This is a genomic window from Phaeovulum sp. (genome assembly GCF_030684035.1).
Classification (GTDB): domain Bacteria; phylum Pseudomonadota; class Alphaproteobacteria; order Rhodobacterales; family Rhodobacteraceae; genus UBA6213.
Genome location: NZ_JAUXPI010000047.1, coordinates 61,621 through 84,953, shown reverse-complemented (window position 1 = coordinate 84,953; position 23,333 = coordinate 61,621). Strand labels below are relative to the sequence as shown.

Here is a 23,333-nt window from a genome sequence, read left to right as displayed (position 1 = left end):
GTTCTTGCAAGGGCGCGCCACAATGAGGATCCGCGTCGTAGGTGCCGGTTTCAGCGGCGCGGTGATCGCGCGCGAACTGGCCGAGGCTGGCCATGCCGTAACCGTGCTGGATGAGCGCCCGGCGGTGGCAGGCAACTGCCGAACCGAGCGCGACCCGGCGACGGGCGTCATGCTGCACCTGCACGGACCACATATCCTGCACACCGATAACGAGGTGGTCTGGGCCTATCTTTGCCGCTTTGCCCAGATGATGCCGTTCCGGCACCGGGTAGTGGCGCGGGTCGGCGCGCGGGCGTTCGCGCTGCCAATGAACCTGCTGACCCTCAACCAGTTCTTCGATACCGCGCTTTCGCCCGACGAGGCGCGCGCCTTTCTGGCCGAACGCGCCTTGCCACCGCCACCCGAAGGCGCGCGCAACATGGAAGAAGCGGCACTTGCAGGCATGGGCGAAGCACTTTACCGCGCGTTTTTCGAGGGCTACACGCGCAAGCAATGGGGGGTCGAGCCGCGCGCGCTTCCGGCCAGCATCCTCAAGCGGTTGCCGTTGCGCTTTACCTATGAAAGCGACTATTTCTCGCATCGCTTTCAGGCAATTCCACGGGCGGGCTACACCGACCTCGTGGCGCGGATGCTTGACCACCGCAACATCGCGCTCTGCCTTGGCCAAACCGCCGAGGCGCCAGCGGATGGTTTCGATCACACCGTCTGGTCAGGCCCGCTCGATCGCTACTACCGCAACGAATTCGGACCGCTCTCGTATCGCACGCTCGAATTCGAGAGGTTCGAGTTTGCGGGCGATTATCAGGGGGTGGCGGTGATGAATTTCTGCGATGCCGAGGTGCCCTTCACGCGGATCACCGAACATCGCCATTTCGCGCCCTGGGAACCCGCACCGGCGCGCTCGGTCTGCTTTCGTGAATTCAGCCGCGATGCCGGGCCCGGTGACACGCCCTATTACCCGCTGCATCTGGTGGGCGATCAGCACAGACTGGCGCGCTATGTGGCCCGTGCGCGCGCAGACAGTGGTGTAACCTTTGTCGGGCGGCTCGGCACCTACAGCTACATCGACATGGATGTTTGCGTGGCGCGCGCGCTTGAAACCGCCGCCGCGCTCAACACCAGTCTTGCGGCGGGCGCGCCGCCCCCGGTTTTCGTTCATGCCCCGATCTGACGCACCTGCAAGCCCTGCGGTGGAGGTGCTGCAAGCCGTGCTCTCGGCGCATCCCGGGGCACCGGACGCGCTTTATTTCGCCGCCACCTCGGCGCGGGTCGAAACCGGTGCGGCGGGTGCTTTGGTCCTGCCCGAAGGCGGTGTTCTGAGCACCGATTCCTACTTCAACGCCTTCTTCCTCGATTTCTGGCGCGCCCGCACGCCGATTGCCCGGCTAGGGGTGGCTTGCATTGCGCTGGGGCCGCTGGCGCTCCGGGCGGTGGCGCATCTGCCGGGCGGGGGCAGCGAAACCCTGGCAAGCTGGCACCACGAAGGGCAGCGGCACGAGGCGCTGCACTGGGTCTGGGCGCGCAAAGACGCGCCGGGCACCGCAGCGATCGGGCGAATTCACCTTGAGGTCGAGGCCCCGCCCGGCACGGTGATCGAAAGCCTCGCCTATGTCACCGACCTCGCGCCGCCAAACCCGGTCACGCTATCTGTCGGGCTTTGCACCTTCGAGCGCGAAATCCATTTCGAGAAAACCGTCGAGATTCTGCACGCGTTGCTTGAGAGCGCCGATCTGGCGAGGGTCCATGTGGTCAACCAGGGTCGAAGCTTTCATCGCCCGAGGCTTCTGGAGCGGCTGCGCCACCCGGCATTCTCGGTGATCGAGCAGGCCAATCTTGGCGGCACCGGGGGTTTTTGCCGCGCCATGCTGGAGGCCTCCGGCAGCGCCGAGCAGCCAACCCATCTTCTCATCATGGATGACGACATCGAGCTTGATCCCCGCATCGTGCTGCGCGCCAAAACCTTTGCCAGCTATGCGGTGCCTGCTTGCGTGATCGGCGGCCAGGCGATCGAGCTTGAATCGCGCACCCGCTTGCAGGAAGTGGGTGGCCTGCTTGGGCCGGACTGGATGACCCGAACCCTTGGCCGCGACGCCGACCTTGCCGAGCCCGCCACCTTGGAAATCTGGGACCAGAGCTTTACGGTCGATTACAACGCCTGGTGGTTTTGCCTGATGCCGATGGCGGCAATCGCGCGCTGCGGCCTGCCCGCGCCGGTATTCCTGCATGGCGACGATATCGAATATGGCTGCCGTCTGGGTGAGGCGGGCATTGAAATCGTGCCCTTGCCGGGGCTTGGGGTCTGGCATTCGTCGTTTCGCTACAAGCATGCAGGGCAGATCAGTTACTATGATCTGCGCAACATGCTGATCAACGCCGCAAGCCACCCGAATGTGTCCAACCTGCCCGGCCCGGTTTTCGTGCTGGGCTGGGTGATGCATGGGCTGCTGGTGCACCGCTACCGCGCCGCGCTGTCAAGCATGATCGCGCTCGACGATTTTCTGGCCGGGCCGGATGCCGCGCTGGGGCCCGACGGCCTGAGCCGGCATCTGCGGCTCTGCGATCAGATCAACGCCGTGCCGCCACCTGTGCTGCGCAAGGGCGTGGTGCAGGCGTCGCTCACGCTCGCCCCGGCCGCGCAGGCCGACCCCTCGGTGCTGCGCCAGGCGGTGCTTTACTTCCGGCTGTTCTGGCGCATCCTGCTTTGGCCCACGGCGCGCGCGCCGCAGTTGCTGGTCAAGGGTCAGCCGCTGCCGGAAAACACCCTCGGGCATTCCTACCTGCTGGCGACGGGTCCGGGAGCCGAGCACTGTCTGGTGCTGCGCCCAAGGCGTTTGCGGCTGGTGGCGATGACCGTGCAGGCGCTCTGGCTGGCGCTTCGCTACGGCCTTTGCCGCCGCGCCGCCGCGCGGCGCTGGCTTGGCGCGATCGATAGCCTGCGCGCCCCCGCGCATTGGGAGCGGGAATTTGCCCGCGCGCGCGAATGACCGCGCGAATGACCGCGATAAGGCGGCGATCAGGGCTTGCAGAGGACCGCAGCAAAATCGGCCCGCTTGCCGGTCACATATTCCTCGTATTCGGCGCTGCCGGGCATGTCGGCCCATTTCCAGCCGTAGGCCCGAAACGGCCAGGGCACACGCTTCAGCTTTTCGATCCGGCGTGGAATGTCGGCCTCAAGCGCGGCGAACGTGTGTGGCGTGATGTTGGCATAGCGGATGAAGCGCAAACCCCGGTCCTGCGCCGCCGAGCGCAACTCGGCCTCGATCACCGCGTGCTCACCTTGCCGGTAGCCGCCGGAAAAAGCGATGATTCCGCCTGGGCGGCAGACCCTTGCGGCTTCGGCCACAAAGCGGGTCAGGCCGAAATAGGTGGGCGCGCCGACGCTCAGCACGAAATCGAAGCTGGCGTCGGCAAAGGCGATCTCGTCCTTGCCGCCGCCCTTTACAAAGCGGCACCCCGGCACCCCGGCAAGGTTGCGCCTGGCAAGGCGGGTGACGGTGCCGTTGCGGTCGGTTCCCGCCAGTTCCGCCACCGGATAGAGGCAATGGGCATAAAGCAGCCCGCCGCCCTGACCACAGCCGACATCGACCAGTGCCGCGGGTCTTGGGTCAAGGTCAGCGACCATGCTGCGCAAGAGAAGGTGATACATCATCGCATTCGGTTCCTCGCCCGCGACCGCGGGGCAGGCGACCATGTCGGCAGCCAGCGGCAGGTAGCCGCCGTTGAAAAAGAGGTGATTGCGCACCGGCGAAAAGCGGTAAAGCACCTCGTAGGCCGCAAGGTCGAAAAGATGCAGCGCGATGCGGATCGGCGCGGCGGCCCCGGAATGGCGAATGCGAACCAGATCTGGCATGAAATCGTGCCCCTCGTCGTTTCAACCGCGCGCTACCCCGCCAGAATACGGCGGGGTCTTCGTCCAAAGACCACACTCGGCCAGCGGCAGCAATGGCGGCGGGCGGCATGAGAATCTTGTTCCTGCAGGGCCACCCGTCGTTTTTTGCCCGCGATCTTGGCCGCGCCTTGATGGCGCGGGGGCACCATGTGCAGCGCATCAACTTCTGCGTCGGTGACTGGCTCTTTTGGCGTGGGCCGGAATGTTCGTTCTTTCGCGGCAGCCTGACCCGCTGGGAGGTCGAAGTCGAGGCGCTGATGCGGCGCGAGGCAATCACCCATCTGGTCTATTTCGCCGACCGCCACCCCTACCATCTGGCCGCCCAGCGCGCTGCGCAGCGGCTTGGCGTGATCTCGGTCTCGCATGAATTCGGCTATCTGCGGCCCGACTGGATTTTGGTCGAGGAGGGAGGCCAGTCGGCGTTTTCGCATTTTCCCGATCAGCTCGCGGTCATTCTCGCGGCGACCACGGCCCTGCCGCCGCCTGACATGACGCGGCTTTACATTCACCCGTTCTGGCAGGAGGCGTTGCAGGAGGTGGCCTATAACCTTGGCAACTTCCTGCTCTGGCCGCTGCATCCGCGTTTCGTGGCGGACCGCGCGCATGTGCCGCTGCTCGAATATCTCGCCTATCTGCCGCGGCAGTGGCGCGGGCGGCGGGCGGCCGCTCCGGCGCGCGCGTTGGTGGCGGCAAGGCTGGCCGACGACGCGCCATTTTTTCTGCTCGCGTTGCAGATGCAGGGCGATTACCAGATCCGGCACAATTCGCGCTACCGTGACATGCGCGATTTCGTGCGCGAAGTGCTCGGCTCATTCGCCAAGCACGCACCCGGAACGGCGCGGCTGGTGGTCAAGCTGCACCCGATGGACAACGGCCTGACCAACTGGGCGCGCGTGGTGCGCACCGAGGCGGCTGCGGCAGGAATTGGCGCTCGGGTCGATTTTCTCGATGGCGGCGATCTTGCGGCGCTGCTCGGCAGGGCGGCGGGGTGCGTCGTGGTAAACAGCACCGTTGGGCTGCACGCGCTGCAAGCCGCCTGCCCGGTCAAATGCATGGGGATTGCCAGCTTTGATATTGCCGGGCTCACCCATCAAGGCCCGCTCGACAGCTTCTGGTCCGCCCCCGAACGGCCGGACTGCGAGGGGGTCGCGGCGCTGGTGCGGCTGATGGCTGCCGCCGTGCATGTGCGCGGCGAGTTCTTTTCGCCGCAGGGCCGGGCAGCGGCGGTCAACGGTTTCGTGCGACTGCTCGAAGCCGGTCTGGCCCGGCCCTTCGGGGCATTTACCCCGGTTCCGCCCCGGCTGAAGCGGGCGCAGGCCGAGGGCATATCAACCGAACCCTGGGACTGAGGCGGCTGGGCACCACGCTCACCGCCCGGTCATCGCCAGCACAACGCTGACAGTGCGCAGCAGCAAGCCAAGGTCGGTTCCCGGCGAACAGGCGCAGTGATAGGTTTCGTCGAAGCGAACCCGGTTGTCAAAGCGGGTGTCGGTTCGGCCAAACACCTGCCACAGCCCGGTTATGCCCGGCCGCATCTGAAAATACGCCCGACCGCCCGCATCGAGATAGAGCCGCAACTGGTCGGGGGTAAAGGGGCGCGGCCCGACAAAGCTCATCTCGCCAGCAACAATGTTCCAGATCTGCGGCAACTCATCGAGGCTCGATTTGCGCAGAAACCTGCCGAGCCGGGTAATCCGCGGGTCATTGCGCAGCTTCTGTGTCTCGCGCCATTCGCGCGCCGCGGCCTCGTCACCCGCGATCTGCGCCTGCAACCAGACCTCCGCATCCGGCACCATGGTTCTGAGCTTCCAGCAGCGAAACGCGCGGCCATTGCGGCCGACCCGCAGGTGCCCGAAAAAGCCCGGCCCGCCGTCGAGCCTGACAAGGCACCAGAGCAGAGCGATCAGCGGCGCAAGGATCGGCAGCATGCAAAGACCAAGCACGATATCGCCAATGCGCTTGCCAAAGTAGCCAGCGGCACCGGAACCGATCTGGCGCAGAGGCACCACATCCTGAAGTTCCTGCCGGTCGACATACATTGCGCACCTCCGCCGCGCGTGTCGCGGCCCTGTGGCATCCTTGATGAGCGCGACAGCGGGTTTGCCAGCAGTCGCCCCATCCTTGCGTACAGGAATGTAAATACAACTGTAAAGCGAATTCTATGCATCGGAAAATATGCTAGTATCTGTTAATAATAGTTAATTTTCGGATATTGTGCGCAGGGTGCGTGAGCAGGAACACAACCCCTGGCTGAAAACGCTCCGCGACTTTGACCTGGAGGATCGCTGGCAGGGCGCTACCCGGTCAGATCCGGGTGCCGCCGATAAGTGCGGCAAGCTCGGCCACGCGCGCCGCGAGCAATGACGCATCGCCCCGGCTTTCCACGTTCAGCCGCAACAGCGGCTCGGTGTTGGAAGCGCGCAAATTCAGCCGCCAGTTCGGGAACGCAAGGCTAAGCCCGTCGTTCTCGTCACAGGCCGGGTGCAAAGGCGCAAAGGCGGCGCGAACCCGGGTGATGACAGCAGCCGCATCGTCCACGCGAAAATTGATCTCTCCGGATGAAGGGAAATCGCTGCGCATTGCCGCCAGCAATTCCGCCAGCGACCTGCCGCTGCGCGATACCAGTTCGGCAATCAGCAGCCAGGGAATCATGCCGCTGTCACAGCACATGAAGTCGCGGAAATAGTGATGCGCCGACATCTCGCCGCCGTAGATCGCGCCGCTCTCGCGCATCGACTGCTTGAGATAGGCGTGGCCGGTGCGGCTTTCGATCGCGCGCCCCCCCGCCGCCGCCACGATGCTGCGGGTGCCGAGCACCACCCGCGGATCATGCACGATCCCGGCACCGGGGGTTTTCAACAAGAAGATCTGCGCCAGCAGACCAACGACATATTCGCCCGCCACGAACGCGCCTTCTGCATCGAAAAAGAAGCAGCGGTCGAAATCGCCATCCCACGCCACGCCAAAATCGGCTGCGGAGGCGCGCACTGCCCGGGCGGTCGCGGGCTGGTTTTCGGGCAGAAGCGGGTTCGGAATGCCATTGGGAAAGCTGCCGTCGGGCGCGTGGTGCATGCGCACAAAACGCAAGGGCGCACCGCGCGCCTCCAGCGCTTCGGCGATTGCGTCAAAGCTCGGCCCGGCCGTGCCATTGCCTGCATTGACCAGTATCGTCAGCGGCCTGAGCGCAGCCACATCAACGAAGGACAGCACCTTTTGCACATAGGCACCGCGCACCTCCGGGCATGTGGTCAGCCCGCCGCGCCTTGCAGCAGCGAAATTGCCGGTCTCCGCCAGCGCCTTCACCGCAGCAAGCTCGGTTTCCGGGTCAAGCGGGCGCGCGCCCGGCCCGACCAGCTTCATGCCGTTGTAATCGATCGGGTTGTGCGAGGCGGTCACCTCGATGCCGCCATCGGCACCCAGATGCGCGGTGGCAAAATACACCTCTTCGGTGCCCGCAAGCCCGATGTCCAGCACCTCTGCGCCACCATCGCGCAGCCCCCGGGTCACCGCCGCAGCGAGAGTTTCAGACGAAGCCCGACAGTCGCGGCCAACGACCACGCGCCCTGCCTTCCGGACCTCGGCAAAAGCGCGCCCGATCCGCCAGGCGATGTCGTCATCAAGCTCCACCCCAAGCCGCCCGCGCACATCATAGGCCTTGAAGCACGTCAATCGCGGCATCGGCTCTGGTCCTGCTCTTCAAAGAGAATGCCGGGCCCGGTGCCCCGGTCGTTCAAACAGCTTGGCTTTCTACACCCGCCACCAGGTTTCGGGGCGGGGCGACAGCCCCTCAATACAATGCGCTAGCCCCGATGAAAAGTTCGACCGGAGCCGGAGTTGCCACCCCCCCGCGCCGCCATAGCCAAAACAAAAGGGCGCGAGGTTGCCCCGCGCCCCTGCAAATTGCGTTTCCTTGCAGCTCAGACCTCGATGGTCTCAACCGCCTTCGCCTCAAGCGTGTCGGAACGGCCGATCTCGATCCGGCGCGGCTTCAGCGCCTCGGGAATTTCCCGCAGAAGGTCGATGTGCAGCATGCCATCGGCATGGCTCGCGCCCTTCACCCGCACATGCTCGGCCAGCGCGAAACGGCGCTCGAAAGCGCGGGTGGCAATGCCGCGGTGCAGGTAGTTGCGCGCGGGCTCTTCAGCTGCCTTGCGCGCCGCGACGATCAGCGCCCCATCGCGCAGCTCTACCGTCAGGTCATCGGCACCAAAGCCCGCCACGGCGATCGAGATGCGATAGGCATCTTCGCCGAGCTTCTCGATATTGTAGGGTGGATAGGTCGGCTGGCCGATATCGGCCGAAAGCGCGCGGTCCATCAGGTCTGCCAGATGGTCGAAACCGACGGTGGCACGGTAGAGCGGAGTAAAGTCGAAATTGCGCATGATGCATCCTCTCAAGAGCGATGTTGCTGGTATGCCCGCCCCATCCGGGGCCGGGCCGCTGCCGCCGGAACCCGCTTGCGCGGCACCCCGACTGCGCAAATCTGGGCAGGCAGGCGCGGTCTTTCAAGGCCGCTGCCGCCTCAGGGTCGCACGAATTTTGCGCCCGTTGTCGCCGCCATCTGCCCGCCGCTGCCTGCGCTGCCGGTACTGCCGCGATCTGCATCAAGCACCGCCCGCAGCGCCGCCACGCCCGCGACCGATACCGCGAGCGACACCTTGCGCCCTTCCGCGTCGGCCATCGCCGAGACCACCGAAACGATGCTCGGCACACCGCCGCGAAGCACGAACACCGGTGCCCCCGAGGCACCGAAATCCGCCTCGCAACTCAGCATCAGCACCTCGCCGGCGCGCTCCAGAACCTGGCAGAGCGATTGCAGGCTTGGCGCCCCCTCGCGGTCGCGCGCGTAGGAGACCACGCCCACATCGGTACCGGCGCGCGGCAGCGCAGCCATGGCAAAGGGCATGACCGTAGGCAGCCGGATCGGCTGGTCAAGCTCGATCAGCGCGATGTCGCCCTCGATCCGGTCGATCTTGTCGCTGTCGCCATAGCGGTAGCCTGCGGGCACCACCGCCCGCCGCGCGCCGCGATAGGCAATGGCGCTGCCATTGCGCCAGCCCGCCAGAAAGTTGATCTGGTCGGTTCCGATCATCGCCCCGGAGCGGCTTGAAAACAGGCAATGCGCAGCCGTCAGCACCAGATCTGGCGCAATCAGCGCCCCGGTGCAGAACGCTTCATTGCCCAGATCGACGCGCCCCACCGCCTCCCAGCCGCGCCCCTGGTCGCCGGTCACCAGTGCGCGCAGCGCCTCGTCAGCCGCCGCCGGGGCCGTTGCCAGCATCAGGCCCAAAGCCGCTTTTGCAAGGGTCAATAGGCGCATCGCCGCTCCCCGAGGTTTCACCGTCCCGGCAAAGCTAGGCGGCGGATGCGGCGGGATTATGGCGCATCGGCCCCGGCCAGCGCGCGCGGCACTGGCCCGCCTGTCGCCCAGTCGAGCAATTCGACCGTATGCACCACCGGAAGGCGGGTGCCGCCGCCGATCTGCACCATGCAGCCAATATTGCCCGCCGCGATCACCTGCGGCTGCCGCGCCACCAGCGTTGCCACCTTGCGCCGCCCCAGTTCGGCAGCGATGGCCGGTTGCAGCAGGTTGTAGGTGCCCGCCGAACCGCAGCAAAGATGTGCATCCTCGGGCTCGACCACTTCGAACCCCGCCTGCTTCAGCAACGCCTTCGGTGCAGTTTTCACCTGCTGGCCATGCTGCAACGAACAGGCCGCATGATAGGCGACCCGCAGCCCTTTTGGTGCCCCCGCAGGAAGGCCGATGCGCTCCAGAAACTCGGTCACATCCAGTGTCAGCGCCGAGATTTCCACCGCCTCGACGGCCAGCGCGCTGCCCGCCAGCATCGCCCCGTAATCCTTCACCGTGGTGCCGCAGCCCGAGGCGTTGATGATGACCGCATCCAGCCCCCCTGTGGCCTTCGCGGCACCCCAGGCGCGAATGTTGGCCGCCGCCTGCGCGTGGCTTTCCGCCACCCGCCCCATATGGTGCGTCAACGCCCCGCAGCAGCCCATGCCGCGGGCAATCACCACCTCGCAGCCGAGCCGCCGCAACAGGCGAATGGTGGCATCGTTGATATCGGTATTGAGCGCCTTTTGCGCGCATCCGGTCAGCAAGGCCACCCGGTAGCGCCGCACCCCAATTGCGGCAAACACCTGTGCATCGTCATTGCGGCTTACCGGCGGGATCGGCACCGCGGCCATTTCCAGCATGGCGCGCAGCCGCGCATCCGGCACCAGGCGGCGGAACGGACGGGCAAGCTTGGCGGCCCCCATCGCAAGGCGAAACCTCATCGGATGCGGCACTACCCGCGCCAGCACCCAGCGCAACAGCCGGTCATGCCAGGGCCGCCGGTAGCTGGCTTCCACATAGGCCCGCGCCTGGTCGATCAGATGCATGTAATGCACCCCCGAGGGGCAGGTGGTCATGCAGGCAAGGCAGGAAAGGCAACGGTCGATATGCTTCACGGTGCGCGCATCTGCGGGCCGCCCGCTTTCCAGCATCTCCTTGATCAGGTAGATGCGCCCGCGCGGGCTGTCGAGCTCGTCCCCCAGCACCTGATAGCTCGGGCAGGTCGCGGTGCAAAAGCCGCAATGAACGCAGGCCCGCAAGATCTCGTTGGCGCGCGCCAGACCGGGGTCGGCAAGCTGTTCGGAGGTGAAAGAGGTCTGCACCTCATGCCCCCCCGACCAGCAACCACGCAACCGCGATGAACAGCGGCAGCCCGGCCAGCGCCACATAGCCGCCGCGCGAAAGCTGCGCCCCCAGCAGCGCCCGGATGCCCTGCACCAGTGCCGCCGCCGCCAGCCCGGGCACCGCCACCGCCACCAGCGGCCGCATCGAGGCCGCACCAATCCACGCCAGCGCGCAGACAATCGCCGCAAAGCCGATGCCGATCAGCGCCCCGCGCCCGGCGGGCAACTGGCAGAGCGACAGATAGACCACCACCGGCACCAGCAGCGGCACCGCATTCAGACCTTCAAGCATCATGCCCCCAATCCTTCGCCGAATATCCCGCGCGGGTCGAACTTGGCCCGCAGCGCCTCGCCCAGTTCCGCGACGCCGGGTGCCTCAGGCTCGCTCGCCACGCCGCAGCCCCGCATCAGGGTGGCGTGGCCGCTATAGGGTGCCGCCATGGCGCGGGCATTGGTGCCCTCGGGAAGTACCGCCCAGATCAGCCCGCCGCCCCAGTCCAGCACCACCGGAACGCCAAGCCGCGCGACTATCCCCGGCGCTTCCGACGGCTTCACCGAAAATCGCCAGACATCGCCAGCGCAATGATGCAATGGTGCCACCTCGCCCAGATCCCGCCAAAGCGCCGCCGAGCCTGCGCGCTCGATGCGCGGCGTGGCGAAGCGCTGCATCAGTTCGCCAAGCCGACCAACCCGGTAGCCAACCGATTCCGCCAACCCCTCCAGCCGCAGCATCGCGCCCAGCCCCGGCATCCAGCCCGCGCCGCTTACCTCATAGGGGCTGCCGAGCGCCGCAGCCATCGCCGCCACCGCATCCCCCACCCCGATCCCTTCCAGCAGAAGCGTCGCCTCGCTCGCCGCTGCGGGCATGAGCTTGAAGGCTACCTCGCTCAACACCCCAAGCCTGCCCCGGCTTCCAGCCATCAGCTTCACCAGATCATAGCCGGTGACGTTCTTCATCACCCGCCCGCCGCTCTTGATGACCTCGCCGCGCCCGTCAACGAACCGCACCCCGATCAGCGCATCGCGGGCGGCCCCTGCCCGCACCCGCCTTGGCCCCGACACATTGGCCGCAACAACGCCGCCGATCGTGCTCTCGCCCGAAGCACCGAGCAACGGGCCCCAGCGCACCGGCTCGAACCCCAGCCGCTGGCCTTCGCCCGCCAGCAACGCCTCGACCTCGGCCAAGGGCGTGCCCGCCCCCACTACCAGCGTCAGCGCCGCAGGCTCGTAAAGCCGCACACCGCAAAGCCCGGTGGTATCAAGCACCTCGCCCGCGCCCACCAGCCCGCGCGTGCCGCCGCCCTGCACCCTGAGCGGCCCCGCCGCATCCCGGATCGCCGCCGCCAATTCGCGCTCATCTTGCGGTCTCATCGCAGCCCCTGCTTCTTCATCGCCCAAATACCCTCGGGGGGTCCGGGGGGCAGAAGGCCCCCCGGCTCAGCCCCGCCGCGCAGCGCTCACCTCCAGCGGGAACACCTTGGCAGGGTTCAAAAGCCAACCCGGGTCGAACACATCCTTCACCCGCATCTGCGCCTCCATATCTGCCCGCGTGAACTGCGCCGACATCAACTCGCGTTTTTCAATGCCCACGCCATGCTCACCGGACAGGCAGCCGCCCACCTCGACGCAGAGCCGCAGGATATCCGCCCCCAAAGCCTCGCAGCGCTCCAGATCGCCTTCGCGGTTGGCGTCATAGAGGATCAGCGGATGCATGTTGCCGTCGCCGGCATGAAACACATTCGCCACCTCCAGCCCCGCCGCAGCCGCCATCTCGCCGATCCGGCGCAGGGTTTGCGGCAAGGCGCTGACCGGAATAGTGCCATCAAGGCAGACGTAATCGTTGATCTGCCCCATCGCGCCAAAGGCAGATTTCCGCCCCAGCCAGATGCGCTTCGCCTCCTCGTCCGATTGCGCCTCGCGAAATTCCACCGGCGCGTGGCGCATGGCTATTTGCCGGATCAGCCCAAGCTGTTCGTCTATCTCCGCCTCGGCCCCCTCGACCTCGACGATCAGCAGGGCCTCGCAATCGGGATAACCGGGCTGCGCAAATGCCTCGGTGGCGCGGATGCAGGGCCGGTCCATGAACTCGATCGCCACCGGCAGCACCCCGGCACGGATGATGTCGGCAACGCAGGCCCCGGCCACCTCGCTGCTGTCGAACCCGATCAGCACCGGGCGCGCGCCCTCGGGCTTCGGCAATATCCGCAAGGTCGCCTCCGTCACCACCCCCAATTGGCCTTCCGAGCCGCAGATCACCCCCAGAAGGTCAAGCCCCCCGGCATCGGCATAGGGCCCGCCGATCTCCAGCACCTCGCCCGCCATCGTCACCAGCGTCACCCCCATCAGGTTGTTGGTGGTGACCCCGTATTTGAGGCAATGCGCGCCGCCCGAATTCATCGCAATGTTGCCCGCGATCAGGCAGGCAAGCTGGCTGGAAGGGTCGGGCGCATAAAAGAACCCCTCGCCCTCGACCGCCGCACTGACCGCAAGGTTGGTGCGCCCGGCCTCGACGCGCACGAAGCGGTTGGCGGTGTCCACCTCCAGCACCGCGCTCATCCGCGCCACGCCAAGGATCACCGCATCGGCGCTGGGCATCGCGCCACCGGCAAGGCTGGTGCCCGCACCGCGCGGCACCACCGGCACGCCGTGGCGGTGGCAAACCTTCAGCGCCGCTGCCACCTCGGAGGTCGAACGTGGCAGCACCACCGCCAGCGGCCGGGTGCGATAGGCCGCAAGCGCGTCGCATTCATAGGCCCGGGTCTCGAAAGGGTCGTCGATGACCGCATCGGCTGGAAGTACCGCGCGCAACGCCGCCACAATGGCCGCCTTCTTCGCCAGAATCGCCGGGTCAGGAACGGGCATCTGCATGACACTTCTCCTCATTTGGTAAAAAAATATAACCAATTCGTGCGGTGAGCAAGCAAAATTGGTTTACCGCGACAAAATACCTGCGCCGCGTCGCCACCGTTTGACCTGCCTCAACGCACCCCGGCGACATCGGCACTAGTATTGTCGCGCGCCCAGGTGGCGGCCCTTGCGTTTTGACCGCCCGGAAGTGGCGCTGAAGGAGGGCATCATGAAACGCCGCACAACATATGCGCTGGCAGCGTCCGTTCTGGCTCTGCTTGTCGCCGCAGGTGTCGCGGTGCAGGCAGCGTCGTGGGACAGCATCACGCTGAAGATGAACCCGGTGAAGGGCGAGGCGGTCGCCTATGACCGCTCCGATTGCACCGCGCCCGGGGCGCAGGGCTATTTCGTCTTCATCGACAAGCCCGGCGTCACCTACACGTCGGTCGGCTGGTTCAACGACAAGGCAAGCTGCATCACGCTTGGCCCGAAGACCCGGGTGCGCATCTACCAGCACATCAACTTCAAGGGCTCGACAAAGGACATCGAAAACCCCGATTCCGATGTCGCAAAGACGGTCGAGTTGTCGGGCTGGTGGAATGACACGCTGAGCTCGATCAAGGTCTGGACAATGCCATGAGCAGTGGCACCGACCGCGCTGAAACTGGCGTGCCACGCGCGATAGCCGCTGCGGCGCTGCTTCTGGGTGCCGCAGTCCCGGCGGTTGCCGCGCCGTTGCCGCCGGTTCCGCCGTTCGACGTCTGCGGCACCGTTGTCGCGCTCAGTTGGCTGCCCGCGCATAGCGAGCCCGCGATCAAGGGCATGTCCGGCAGCGCCGGGGTTGACCGGAGCTGGCCGGAGCGGTTGGCGGTGGTCCTTGACCGCGCCTGCACCGATGACCCCGAAGCTCTGGCGCTGAGCAACATGTTCCAAAGCGGCACCGCAGGCAGCACCGGCCGCGACCTCGCCGAAGGACAAGCGTTGCTGGTGCTGCCCGAGGTGGATATCGGCGCAGTGACGCTTGGGCGCGGGATTTGCGTCAGCGGTTTCAAGGTCAGCGGCGATGAGGGCGGCACCTGGACCCGGTTTGGCGCGCTGGTGCAATTGCCGCAGGCCTGCGCACCGGGCTGTGCGCCGTAATGGCTTCAGGCGCGGCGCAGGCCCCTGCGCCGCCGCCCCTCGATCAGCCACGCCGCAACGCTCAACGTTGCGGCAAGCAGCAGCCACGCCCAGCCGGGCAGCAGCGGGCGCAGGCGAATGTCGATCGTCGCCGCGGCACCTCGCGGCGTGATGCCGATCCAGCCGCGCCCGGCAGTCGGCCGCCCGGCGCGCACCTGCCGCAGCTCAGGCAGCCCGCCTTCAAGCGCGGTCACCGCGCCGCCGCTTGCCGCCACCGCCGCCGAAAGCGGGTCGGGGCTGGCTACCGGTGCCTCGTATTCGCGCGGCGATGCCGGGCCAAGCGCCACCACCCGCTCCAGATCACCGGCGCTGAGCCGGTAAAGCCCCGGTGCCGGGGCCAGCCAGCGCGCGGTAAAGCGGCCCGGCGCGGTTTCTGCAAGTTCCAGCGCCACCCCGGCACCGTCTGGCCCGGTCACCGTGACCGTTCCTGCCGCCTCGGCCATGCTGCGCCGCACCACGGTCAGCGCCAGCGCCCCCGGTTCCACCTCGGCCAGCAGCGCTTCTTCCTCCAGTTCCGGCTCGGCCATTGCCCAATGCGCGATCCGGCGCAGCAGTTCCGCCTGCGGCCCGCCACCTTCGTAGCCCCGATCCCAGAGCCAGGCCTGATCCGAGGCGAGAAGCGCCAGCCGCCCTTCGCCGACGCGGTCAAGCAGCAGCAGCGGCGCGCCACCAAGCCCGGACAGCACCACCTGCCCCTGCGGCGCGGTATCCAGCGCCACTTGCCGCAGCCAACGTCCCCAACTTGGGTCTGCCCCCGGCCCGGTCGGCCCGCCGGGCAGCGCCGTGGTTACCGGGTGGCGCAGCCCAAGCTCGGTCGGGCGCGGCAGAAACGCCCCTTCAAGCACCCGCCCCGACGGCCAGGCGGGCAGGATTTCGCCCAGACTGGTATAGGCAAGGCTTTCGGCGGTGGCGAATTCCGGCCCCGCCGCCACCAGCACCGCGCCGCCACGCTGCACATAATCACGGATATTGCCGAAATAGGCGGCGGGCAGAATGCCGCGCACCCGGTAGCGGTCGAAAATGATCAGGTCGAACTCGTCGATCTTCTCGACAAACAGCTCTTGCGTCGGAAACGCGATCAGCGACAGCTCATCCACCGGCACCCCGTCCTGCTTTTCCGGTGGCCGAAGAATGGTGAAATGCACAAGGTCCACCGCCGAGTCGGATTTCAGCAGGTTGCGCCAGGTCCGCTCGCCCGCATGCGGCTCGCCCGAAACCAGCAGCACCCGCAGCCTGTCGCGCACCCCGTTCACCTGCACCACGGCAGAGTTGTTGCGCGTTGTCAGCTCCCCCGGTGTCTCGATCAACTCGAACTGCACCACGTTCTGGCCGCCGTGTTCAAGCATCAGCGGCAGTTCCAGATCAACGCCGACCGGCACCTCATAGGCCTCGGCCGCGCCACCCTCGATGGCGATGCGCAACCCGGCAGTGGCGGCCACGGTACCGGGCACCGCGCCAAGGTCGTCAATGCGAAGCTGCACCTTTACCGGCTCGCCGATGATGCCGAATGCGGGTGCGGTTCTTATCAGCAGCCGCCGGTCCCAGTCGGTGGCGCGCCCGGTCATCAGCAAGTGCAAAGGCGCTGGCAGCGCGGGCACCAGCGCCGCATCATGCACCTGCCCGTCGCTCAGCACGATGACCCCGGCGATCCTGTCGCGCGGTTCGGCGGCAAGCGCCTCGGCAAGTGCGGCGGCGATCAGCGTTCCCGCATTGGCCTCGCCGTCACCCAGACGGACCCTGCGAAATTCGGTGTTCGGCAGCGCCGCAATCTCTGCCTCGAGATGCGCCAACGCCGCATCGGTCTGGCTTTCGCGCCCCGGCAGGCTTTGGCTGGCGCTGCGATCTTCAAGCACGATCACGATATCGCTCAGCCCCTCTCGAAGCTCGGTCTGCACCCCCGGCCCGGCCAAAGCGGCCAAAAGCACCGCCGCCGCCATCGCGCGCAAGGCCCAGCCGCGCAGCCCCCGCCAAAGCGCCAGCGCCACCGCGACCGCGGCCAGCGCCGCCCCCGCCCAGATCACCGGCCAGGGCACCAGCGGCGCGAAGATCAGGCTCAACCCGCTCATTGCCCAAGCCTTTCGAGAAGCGCGGGCACATGCACCTGATCCGATTTGTAGTTGCCGGTCAGCACATGCATGATCAGGTTGACGCCAAAGCGATAGGCAATCTCGCGCTGCCGCTCGCCGGTCTGGCCGCGCCCCACCGGCAGAAGCGGCGCGCCAAAGCCATCGACCGCCCATGCCGCCGCCCAATCGTTGCCACCAATGACCACCGGCGTCACGCCGTCATTGAGGTTGCGAAACGGCATCCCCTCAGCCAGTTCCGCGTCAGGCGGTGCCGCCTCGACCCAGATGCCGCGCCCCTCGAAGCGGCCCGGAAAGTCCTGCAAAAGGTAAAAGGCGCGGGTCAGAACATGGTCACGCGGGATCGGTTCCAGCGGTGGAATATCAAGCGGGGCCGCCAGCGCCTGCAACCGCCGCCCCTCGGGCGTGGCGGTCCCGAACCCGGCAAAATCGGCATCGCGGGTATCGAACAGGATCATCCCGCCAGCGCGCAGGTAGCGGTTGAGCCGGGCATAGGCAGTGGGCGAAGGCACCAGGGCATCGGCGGTGACAGGCCAGTAAAGAAAGGTGAAAAGCGCCAGCTCGTCGGCTTCAAGATCAACTGCCACGGGCGCTGCCGGTTCAACCGAACTGCGCGCGTAAAGCACCTGCGAAAGGCCAAGCAACCCCGCCGCCGCGATCCGGTCCACCTCGGCAGAGCCCGATGGCACATAGGCAAGAACCACATCCCCCGCCACCATCATTGCGCGCGCAGTGTCCATTTCCGCCCGCGCCGCCTGGGGCGCTGCGGGCAGGAGCGCCAACACCAGCAGAGCCGCCAGCGCCCGCCCGCCACCGAGCCGCCCCGAAACCGCCAGCGAACCCAGAACATCGGCAATCAGCAGCGCCAGCGCCAGCGCCAGCAGCGCGCCTTTCAGCGGCAGCGACTGCGCCACCTCGGCGCCGGTCTCGACCGGCACATCGGCGGGCCACTCCACCGGGGCCAATGCCCGCCCCGGCGCGATCACGTTCAGCGCCGCCCGCCGCTCGCCCGCCGCATAAAGCCCCGGCGGCAGTGCCGGGCCGAGCGCCCGCGCCGCCAGCGCCTCGCCGCTCACCCCTGCCACCGCGCCCGCTGGACGCAGCACCCCAAAGCCGTCCAGCACCCGCTCGGCGACCCAGGTTGCGCCCGCCAGATCGGCCGAGGCTCCGGCGGCGGGCCGGGTCGAGACCGCAAGCCGTTCAAGCATCTGCACGAACAGCCCCGAAAGCGGCAGCGTTGACCATTCGGCATTGGCCGAGACGTGGAACAGCACCACCCAGCCCTCGCCCAGCCGGGCACGGGTCACCAGCGGCGTGCCATCTTCCAGCGCGGCAATGGTGCGCCCGGCCAGTTCCGGCGCGGGTTCGGCCAGCACCTGCGCGCGCACGGTCACGTCATCGGGCACGGCAAGGCCTGCAAACGGACCGTCAGGCGCGAAGGATGCAAGGCTGCGCGGAGCGCCCCAGCTCATCGTGCCGCCCACCTCGCGCCCGCCCGCGCGCAACCGCACCGGCAGCAAGGGGTCATCGGCACCGCTCGTTCCCGCTGCCAGCCTTGGCCCGGCGAAACGGATCAGCAGGCCGCCCTTTGCCACCCAATCCGCCAGCCGCTCCGGCTCGGCCACCTGCGCGACATCCGCCAGTATCACCACATCGGGGGCGGCCAGCAGCATATCCTCGGGCGTGCCTTCAAGGATCTCGGCGCTCGGGGCCAGCGCCTGGCGCAGGTAATGGGTCGGGGCCAGAAGCTCCAGCCCCTCGCGCGCCGAGCTGGCCGCGATCAGCGCCACTTTGCGCCGCTTGAGGCTGTCATCGGTCAGCGCCACCGCCCCGGCACCGCGCAGCCCGGCAATCTCGAAACGGGTGATCCGGTTGCGCAGTTCGGGCGGCAGTGCAAATACCGCCTCGCCGCCCGGCGCGGCCGCCACCCGGGCCAGATCGCGCTCGATCCCTGACGGATCAAGGCCTAGCGCCACCACCTCCACCGGGCCCGCCGCGCCATTTGCCAATAGCGGCACCCGCAGCGCGCCATCCAGCAGGTGCGGCGCGCCAAGCGCCAGCACCGTGCCCGCAGGCTGCACCACCTGCACCGCGCCGCGCGCCGCCACCGTCTGCAAAAGCCCCGCCCGCATTTCGCGCGCCAGACCATCGGAAAGCCAGAGCGTGTCAAACGCGCCTTCCGGCAGCAGCGCCGCCCAATCGGATGCCCCCGGCTCCCAGCCGCGCGGCACAAGGCCCGGCAGGGTCTCGGCGACCGCGTCGGCACTGGCAAAGACCAACCGCCCGCCGGGCGGATCGCTGAGCGCCAGCAGCGCCACCGGGCGGCCTGCACCCCGCGCCTCGTCAAGCGCGCGCGCGGCGCGATCCTGCGTCCGTGCCCAGACCGGGGCCTGCGCCCAGCTTGCATCCAGCATCACCAGCAGCGGTGCCGAACCCGCTGCCCGCTGCGCCGGGTTCAGCACCGGCCCGGCAAAGCCTGCAATTGCCGCCGCCAGCGCCGCCATGCGCAATGCCAGCAGCCACCAGGGCGTGCGTTCGGCCTGCACCTCGCGGTCGGGCAACCCCAGCAGCAGCGCCACCCCGGGAAACCGCCGCCAGAGCGGCGCGGGCGGCATTGCGCGCAGCACGAACCAGAGCACCGGCAGCGCCAGAAGCGCAGCCAGCAACCACGGCGAGGCAAATCCCAGAGCACCGAATACGGCCATCAGCGCCCCCGCTCCAGCGCCGCATAAAGCCACAAAAGCGCCAGCGCCGCAGGCTGCCCGGTGTGGCTGGTGCCAAACTGCCAGCCCGCCGCCCGCGCCAGCCCGCCCAAAAGCGCGCGCCGCGCCGCCAGCCGTTCCAGATAGCGGGCCCGCAGATCGCCCGCCTGCCGGGTCTCGTGGCGCAAGGTGCCGCCCATGCTTTCAAAAATCACCCGCCCATCATAGGGAAAGGCTTCTTCGTCGGGGTCAAGCACCTGCATCAGCACGCCCCGCACCCCACGGCCCGCGGCGGCGGCAAGCGCGGCTTCGACCGGCCCGGTATCGCCCAGAAAATCCGAAAGGAACACCGCGCGCGCATGCGCCGCGATGCCGGTTGCACCTGGGGTGCCATAATCGCCCGCCACAGCCCCCGGCGCGGCAAGCAGGGCGGCAAGCTGCAACAGCTGCGCCCGACCCGGGCGCGGCGGCAAGGGCGGCGCAAGCAGCCCCACCCGCTCGCCCGCGCGTACCATCAGCACCGCCAGCGCCAGCGCCAGAAGCTGCGCCTGCGCGGCCTTGGGCACCCGAGAAGGCGCGCCGCTGAACTGCATCGAGGCCGCGCCATCAACCCAGAGGTGCACCGATTGCGCTGCCTGCCATTCCCGCTCGCGCACATATTGCGCATCCGACCGGGCCGAGCGTCGCCAGTCGATGCTGCGCGCGGTATCGCCCGCAGCGGCGGCGCGAAACTGCCAGAACTCATCGCCCGCCCCGGCCCGGCGGCGGCCGTGGCCACCGATCTGCACGGCGGCTGCCAGATGTTCGGCGGCAACCAGCAAGGGCGGCAGGGGGGCCGCCAGCGCCTCGGCCTCGCGGCGCAGCGAAAGGGCGGCCGAAAGGCTCACGCGGCCTTACCTTTCTTCTGCGCTTCGGCGTCTGCTGTTCCCTTGGTTTGATCCGGGGGTGGCAGGGAAGCGGGGATGGATGTCATGCTGGCTGCCCGCGATGGTTCAGGTCGCATCTCCGCCCGCTTAAGACGCCCGTCTCGACCGCTGATTAGGCTGCGCGATCCATCGCCCTGTAAGGCGACGACGGCGAGGGCGGGGTGCCTTATGGGAGAACTGCGACGGAGGGAGGAATGGATGTCTTCATCGGGATCGACGTGGCCATGGAGGTCCGCCGGGCCTGCGCCATGTACCGCAATGCGCGGGTGCTGTGCAGCCATGCGGTCGACAACGATCCGGCCGCTCTTGGGGCTTTGATCGGCGAGATCGAGGGGCTGGAGGCCCGCTGCACGCGGACCGCCGTCGACATGCTCGGCGGCGCTGCGAGCCTGCTCTGCGCCATGCTGGCCGAGGCCGGGCTGCCGGTTGTCCATACGCCGGGGCGCGCGGTGAACCGCGCGCGCCAGGGCATCCGGGGCGGCGAGCGCAAGTCCGATCCGAAGGGCGCGGCCGTCATCGCCGAGCCGGCGCGCACAAGGGCCGACCTGCGCGCCGCGGACCCGCCCGAACCGCTCGACGCCGAGATCCGTCTGCTGGTTTCCCGCCGCCGCGAGCTCGTCACCGAGCAGACCCGGCGCGCCGGACGCCTGCGCGACCTGCTGTGCGGCCTCTTTCCGGCGCTGGAGCGGCGCATCGACCCGACGACCCGCACGGGCCTCGTGTTTCTCAGCCACTATGGCGCGCCCGAAGACATCCGCGCTGCCGGCGTGAAACGCATCGTCCGCAAGCTGGCCAGGGCCGCGACCGGCCTGCGTGGCCTTGAGGCGCTGGCCGCCCGCGACCGGCTCAAGGCGACCGACCAGGCGATCCGGGAGCGGCTCGCAGCCCACCCTGACGCGGCCCTCATCCTCTCGATGCCGGGGATGGGGGCGACGCTGACCGCCGTGCTCATCGCACTGGTCGGCCGCATCGACCGCTTCGACGGCGCAGATGCTCTGGCCGCCGCCGCAGGCCTCGCCCCGGTGCTGCGCCAGTCCGGGAAGACCCGCTTCCTGCGTCGCGCAGCCGGTCGCGACAAGGCCCTGAAGCGCGTCTTCTATCAGGCCGCCTTCACCCACCTCGGAAGCCCCGACAGCCGCGCCTTCAACGACCGCAAACGCGCCGAGGGAAAACGCCACCACCAAGCCATCATCGCCCTCGCAAGACGACGCGTGAACATGCTCTGGGCCATTCTCCAAAACCGAGAGCCTTTCCGCGAAAACGTCAAACTGGCCGCTTGACTGGCGCATTAGGCTGCCGCCTCGCTGCGGGTCACTTCGGCGGCTATCCGGTCGATGATGGCCGCCAGCGTCTCGCCCCGCGCCCGGGCCGAGAAACTGAGCGCCATGCGGTGCACAAGCACCGGTCGCGCCAGCGCCAGCACATCCTCTGCCGATGGGGCAAGCCGCCCGGTCAGGAGCGCCCGCGCCCGCACCCCAAGCATCAGCGCCTGCGCGGCGCGCGGCCCCGGCCCCCAGGCCAGCGCATCGCCAAGCCCCGCCCCCGCCTCGGCAGAGCCGGGGCGGCAGGCGCGCACCAGATCAAGAATGGTTTCCACCACAGCCTCGCCCACCGGCATCTGCCGCACCAGCCCCTGCGCCGCGATCAGCTCATCGGCGGTGAAGACCTGATGCGAAACCGCCTGCGTCGCGCCGGTGGTGGCCAGAAGAATGTCGCGCTCGGTGGCGCGGCTGGGGTAATCGACATCGATCTGCACCAGGAACCGGTCAAGCTGCGCCTCGGGCAAGGGGTAGGTGCCCTCCTGCTCGATCGGGTTCTGCGTGGCGAGAACGTGAAACGGGCGGCCAAGCGGGCGATGCACCCCGGCCACCGTCACCTCGCGCTCCTGCATTGCCTGCAACAGCGCCGATTGGGTGCGGGGGCTGGCGCGGTTGATCTCGTCCGCCATCAGCAACTGGCAAAACACCGGGCCTTCGATGAAGCGAAAGGCGCGGCTGCCATCAGCCGCCGTTTCCAGCACCTCCGAGCCCAGAATATCGGCGGGCATGAGATCGGGGGTGAACTGAATACGGCTCGCCTTCAGCCCCATGACGGTGCCGAGCGTATCGACCAGCATGGTCTTGCCCAGCCCCGGCAAACCGACCAGCAGCCCATGCCCACCCGACAGAAGCGCCACCAGCGCCAGTTCCACCACCCGCTCCTGCCCGATGAAGCGGCGGTCGATCGAAATCCGCGCGGCAGCAAGCTTTTGCCCCAGCGCTTCGTATGCGGCAACCGGACCCTCGGACGTGGCCATGACAAAACTCCCCTGATGCGTTACCCTAGGCTCGCAGATAACACCCGCAAACCCAATGACAAAGCAGTGATGCCCGAGAATCCGCCCGCACAAAACCCCGTGAAGCCCACCGCCGAGGGTCTGGTCGCCGCCGCAGGCGGTTTCCGGCGCAAGGGACCGCCGCCGCTGCACCTGTGGCACCCGCCCTTTTGCGGCGATATCGACATGAAGATCGCCCGCGATGGCACCTGGTTCTACCTCGGCACGCCGATCGGCCGTGCGCCCCTGGTTCGGCTTTTTGCCTCGATCCTGCGGCGCGAAGGCGATGCCTATTTCCTCGTCACCCCGGTCGAAAAGGTCGGTATCCGGGTTGAAGACGCTCCCTTCATCGCCATTGATGCCGAATGGCGCGGCGAAGGTGCGGCGCAGGACATCGTCTTCACTACCAATGTCGGTGATGCCGTCGCCGCCGGCCCCGCACATCCGATCCGTTGCCCGCGCGACGCCCTGACCGGCGAGCCGTCGCCTTATGTGATGGTGCGCGACGGGCTGGAGGCGCGCATCGACCGCAAGACCTTTTACCGCCTTGTGGAAATCGCCCGCCCGGCGCGCCATGAAGGCGCTGACTGGCTTGGGCTCTGGTCCGGCGGCGCATTCTTCCCGCTGATCCCGGCGGCCGAGCTGCCCTGAAGCCGCGCTCCGCGGGGGATATTTGGACCAAAGCAGGGCGGCAGG

Annotated in this window: 20 protein-coding genes; 7 read left to right on the top strand and 13 right to left on the bottom strand. The window is 67.8% G+C overall.

Features of this window, described 5'->3' with window-relative positions; all coding sequences use genetic code 11:
- Positions 1-22: 22 nt before the first annotated feature.
- Positions 23-1,171: a UDP-galactopyranose mutase gene (locus tag Q8J98_RS11540; RefSeq protein WP_305294472.1), complete on the top strand. Its 1,149-nt coding sequence runs from the start codon at positions 23-25 to the stop codon at positions 1,169-1,171.
- Positions 1,158-2,984, top strand: coding sequence for a glycosyltransferase family 2 protein (locus Q8J98_RS11535; protein WP_305294471.1), 1,827 nt, complete (start codon positions 1,158-1,160; stop codon positions 2,982-2,984). The genes Q8J98_RS11540 and Q8J98_RS11535 overlap by 14 nt, the downstream gene beginning before the upstream one ends.
- A gap of 29 nt (positions 2,985-3,013) precedes the next feature.
- Here Q8J98_RS11535 and Q8J98_RS11530 read toward each other — a convergent pair whose 3' ends face one another.
- A complete protein-coding gene (locus Q8J98_RS11530) occupies positions 3,014-3,850 on the bottom strand; it encodes a class I SAM-dependent methyltransferase (RefSeq protein WP_305294470.1) in 837 nt (278 codons plus the stop codon).
- Positions 3,851-3,957: 107 nt separating this feature from the next.
- Here Q8J98_RS11530 and Q8J98_RS11525 point away from each other — a divergent pair, with 107 nt between their 5' ends.
- The gene (locus Q8J98_RS11525; RefSeq protein WP_305294469.1) at positions 3,958-5,238 is read left to right on the top strand and encodes a capsule biosynthesis protein; all 1,281 of its coding nucleotides are present in this window, start codon (positions 3,958-3,960) and stop codon (positions 5,236-5,238) included.
- Positions 5,239-5,256: 18 nt separating this feature from the next.
- Here the strand turns inward: Q8J98_RS11525 and Q8J98_RS11520 are convergent, their stop codons facing one another.
- From Q8J98_RS11520 to Q8J98_RS11485, 8 genes are all read right to left on the bottom strand, one after another.
- Positions 5,257-5,928 (bottom strand): sugar transferase, encoded by a 672-nt coding sequence (locus tag Q8J98_RS11520; RefSeq protein WP_305294468.1) that lies wholly within the window; start codon positions 5,926-5,928, stop codon positions 5,257-5,259.
- Between the two features lie 265 nt (positions 5,929-6,193).
- Complete coding sequence (locus Q8J98_RS11515) at positions 6,194-7,567, bottom strand: phosphomannomutase (protein ID WP_305294467.1); 1,374 nt, start codon at positions 7,565-7,567, stop codon at positions 6,194-6,196.
- A gap of 239 nt (positions 7,568-7,806) precedes the next feature.
- The gene (locus tag Q8J98_RS11510; RefSeq protein ID WP_305294466.1) at positions 7,807-8,271 is read right to left on the bottom strand and encodes an Hsp20 family protein; all 465 of its coding nucleotides are present in this window, start codon (positions 8,269-8,271) and stop codon (positions 7,807-7,809) included.
- A 140-nt stretch (positions 8,272-8,411) separates the two neighbouring features.
- The gene (locus tag Q8J98_RS11505) at positions 8,412-9,209 is read right to left on the bottom strand and encodes a serine protease (RefSeq protein ID WP_305294465.1); all 798 of its coding nucleotides are present in this window, start codon (positions 9,207-9,209) and stop codon (positions 8,412-8,414) included.
- A 56-nt stretch (positions 9,210-9,265) separates the two neighbouring features.
- Positions 9,266-10,564, bottom strand: coding sequence for a glycolate oxidase subunit GlcF (gene glcF / locus Q8J98_RS11500; protein ID WP_305294463.1), 1,299 nt, complete (start codon positions 10,562-10,564; stop codon positions 9,266-9,268).
- A gap of 1 nt (position 10,565) precedes the next feature.
- Complete coding sequence (locus Q8J98_RS11495) at positions 10,566-10,880, bottom strand: hypothetical protein (protein ID WP_305183047.1); 315 nt, start codon at positions 10,878-10,880, stop codon at positions 10,566-10,568.
- Positions 10,877-11,956 (bottom strand): FAD-binding protein, encoded by a 1,080-nt coding sequence (locus Q8J98_RS11490; protein WP_305294462.1) that lies wholly within the window; start codon positions 11,954-11,956, stop codon positions 10,877-10,879. The genes Q8J98_RS11495 and Q8J98_RS11490 overlap by 4 nt, the downstream gene beginning before the upstream one ends.
- A gap of 66 nt (positions 11,957-12,022) precedes the next feature.
- The gene (locus Q8J98_RS11485) at positions 12,023-13,453 is read right to left on the bottom strand and encodes an FAD-linked oxidase C-terminal domain-containing protein (protein WP_305294461.1); all 1,431 of its coding nucleotides are present in this window, start codon (positions 13,451-13,453) and stop codon (positions 12,023-12,025) included.
- Between the two features lie 208 nt (positions 13,454-13,661).
- Between Q8J98_RS11485 and Q8J98_RS11480 the strand changes: the two genes are divergently transcribed.
- Together Q8J98_RS11480 and Q8J98_RS11475 are read left to right on the top strand one after the other, a co-directional pair.
- The gene (locus tag Q8J98_RS11480; RefSeq protein WP_305183044.1) at positions 13,662-14,072 is read left to right on the top strand and encodes a hypothetical protein; all 411 of its coding nucleotides are present in this window, start codon (positions 13,662-13,664) and stop codon (positions 14,070-14,072) included.
- Positions 14,069-14,572 carry a hypothetical protein gene (locus Q8J98_RS11475; RefSeq protein WP_305294460.1) on the top strand — a complete coding sequence of 168 codons (504 nt, stop codon included), beginning with the start codon at positions 14,069-14,071 and terminating at the stop codon, positions 14,570-14,572. The genes Q8J98_RS11480 and Q8J98_RS11475 overlap by 4 nt, the downstream gene beginning before the upstream one ends.
- A gap of 5 nt (positions 14,573-14,577) precedes the next feature.
- Here the strand turns inward: Q8J98_RS11475 and Q8J98_RS11470 are convergent, their stop codons facing one another.
- From Q8J98_RS11470 to Q8J98_RS11460, 3 genes are read right to left on the bottom strand one after another with little or no spacing between them, the layout of a single operon-like run.
- Complete coding sequence (locus Q8J98_RS11470) at positions 14,578-16,677, bottom strand: hypothetical protein (protein WP_305294459.1); 2,100 nt, start codon at positions 16,675-16,677, stop codon at positions 14,578-14,580.
- Positions 16,674-19,400: a DUF4159 domain-containing protein gene (locus Q8J98_RS11465; RefSeq protein ID WP_305294458.1), complete on the bottom strand. Its 2,727-nt coding sequence runs from the start codon at positions 19,398-19,400 to the stop codon at positions 16,674-16,676. The genes Q8J98_RS11470 and Q8J98_RS11465 overlap by 4 nt, the downstream gene beginning before the upstream one ends.
- Entirely contained in the window at positions 19,400-20,284 is an 885-nt protein-coding gene (locus tag Q8J98_RS11460; RefSeq protein WP_305294457.1) for a DUF58 domain-containing protein, read from the bottom strand. The genes Q8J98_RS11465 and Q8J98_RS11460 overlap by 1 nt, the downstream gene beginning before the upstream one ends.
- Positions 20,285-20,517: 233 nt before the next feature.
- Here Q8J98_RS11460 and Q8J98_RS11455 point away from each other — a divergent pair, with 233 nt between their 5' ends.
- Complete coding sequence (locus Q8J98_RS11455) at positions 20,518-21,603, top strand: IS110 family transposase (protein ID WP_305294456.1); 1,086 nt, start codon at positions 20,518-20,520, stop codon at positions 21,601-21,603.
- A gap of 8 nt (positions 21,604-21,611) precedes the next feature.
- Here Q8J98_RS11455 and Q8J98_RS11450 read toward each other — a convergent pair whose 3' ends face one another.
- Complete coding sequence (locus tag Q8J98_RS11450; RefSeq protein WP_305183039.1) at positions 21,612-22,619, bottom strand: MoxR family ATPase; 1,008 nt, start codon at positions 22,617-22,619, stop codon at positions 21,612-21,614.
- A 69-nt stretch (positions 22,620-22,688) separates the two neighbouring features.
- Here Q8J98_RS11450 and Q8J98_RS11445 point away from each other — a divergent pair, with 69 nt between their 5' ends.
- Positions 22,689-23,288: a DUF1285 domain-containing protein gene (locus tag Q8J98_RS11445; RefSeq protein ID WP_305294455.1), complete on the top strand. Its 600-nt coding sequence runs from the start codon at positions 22,689-22,691 to the stop codon at positions 23,286-23,288.
- Positions 23,289-23,333: the final 45 nt, after the last annotated feature.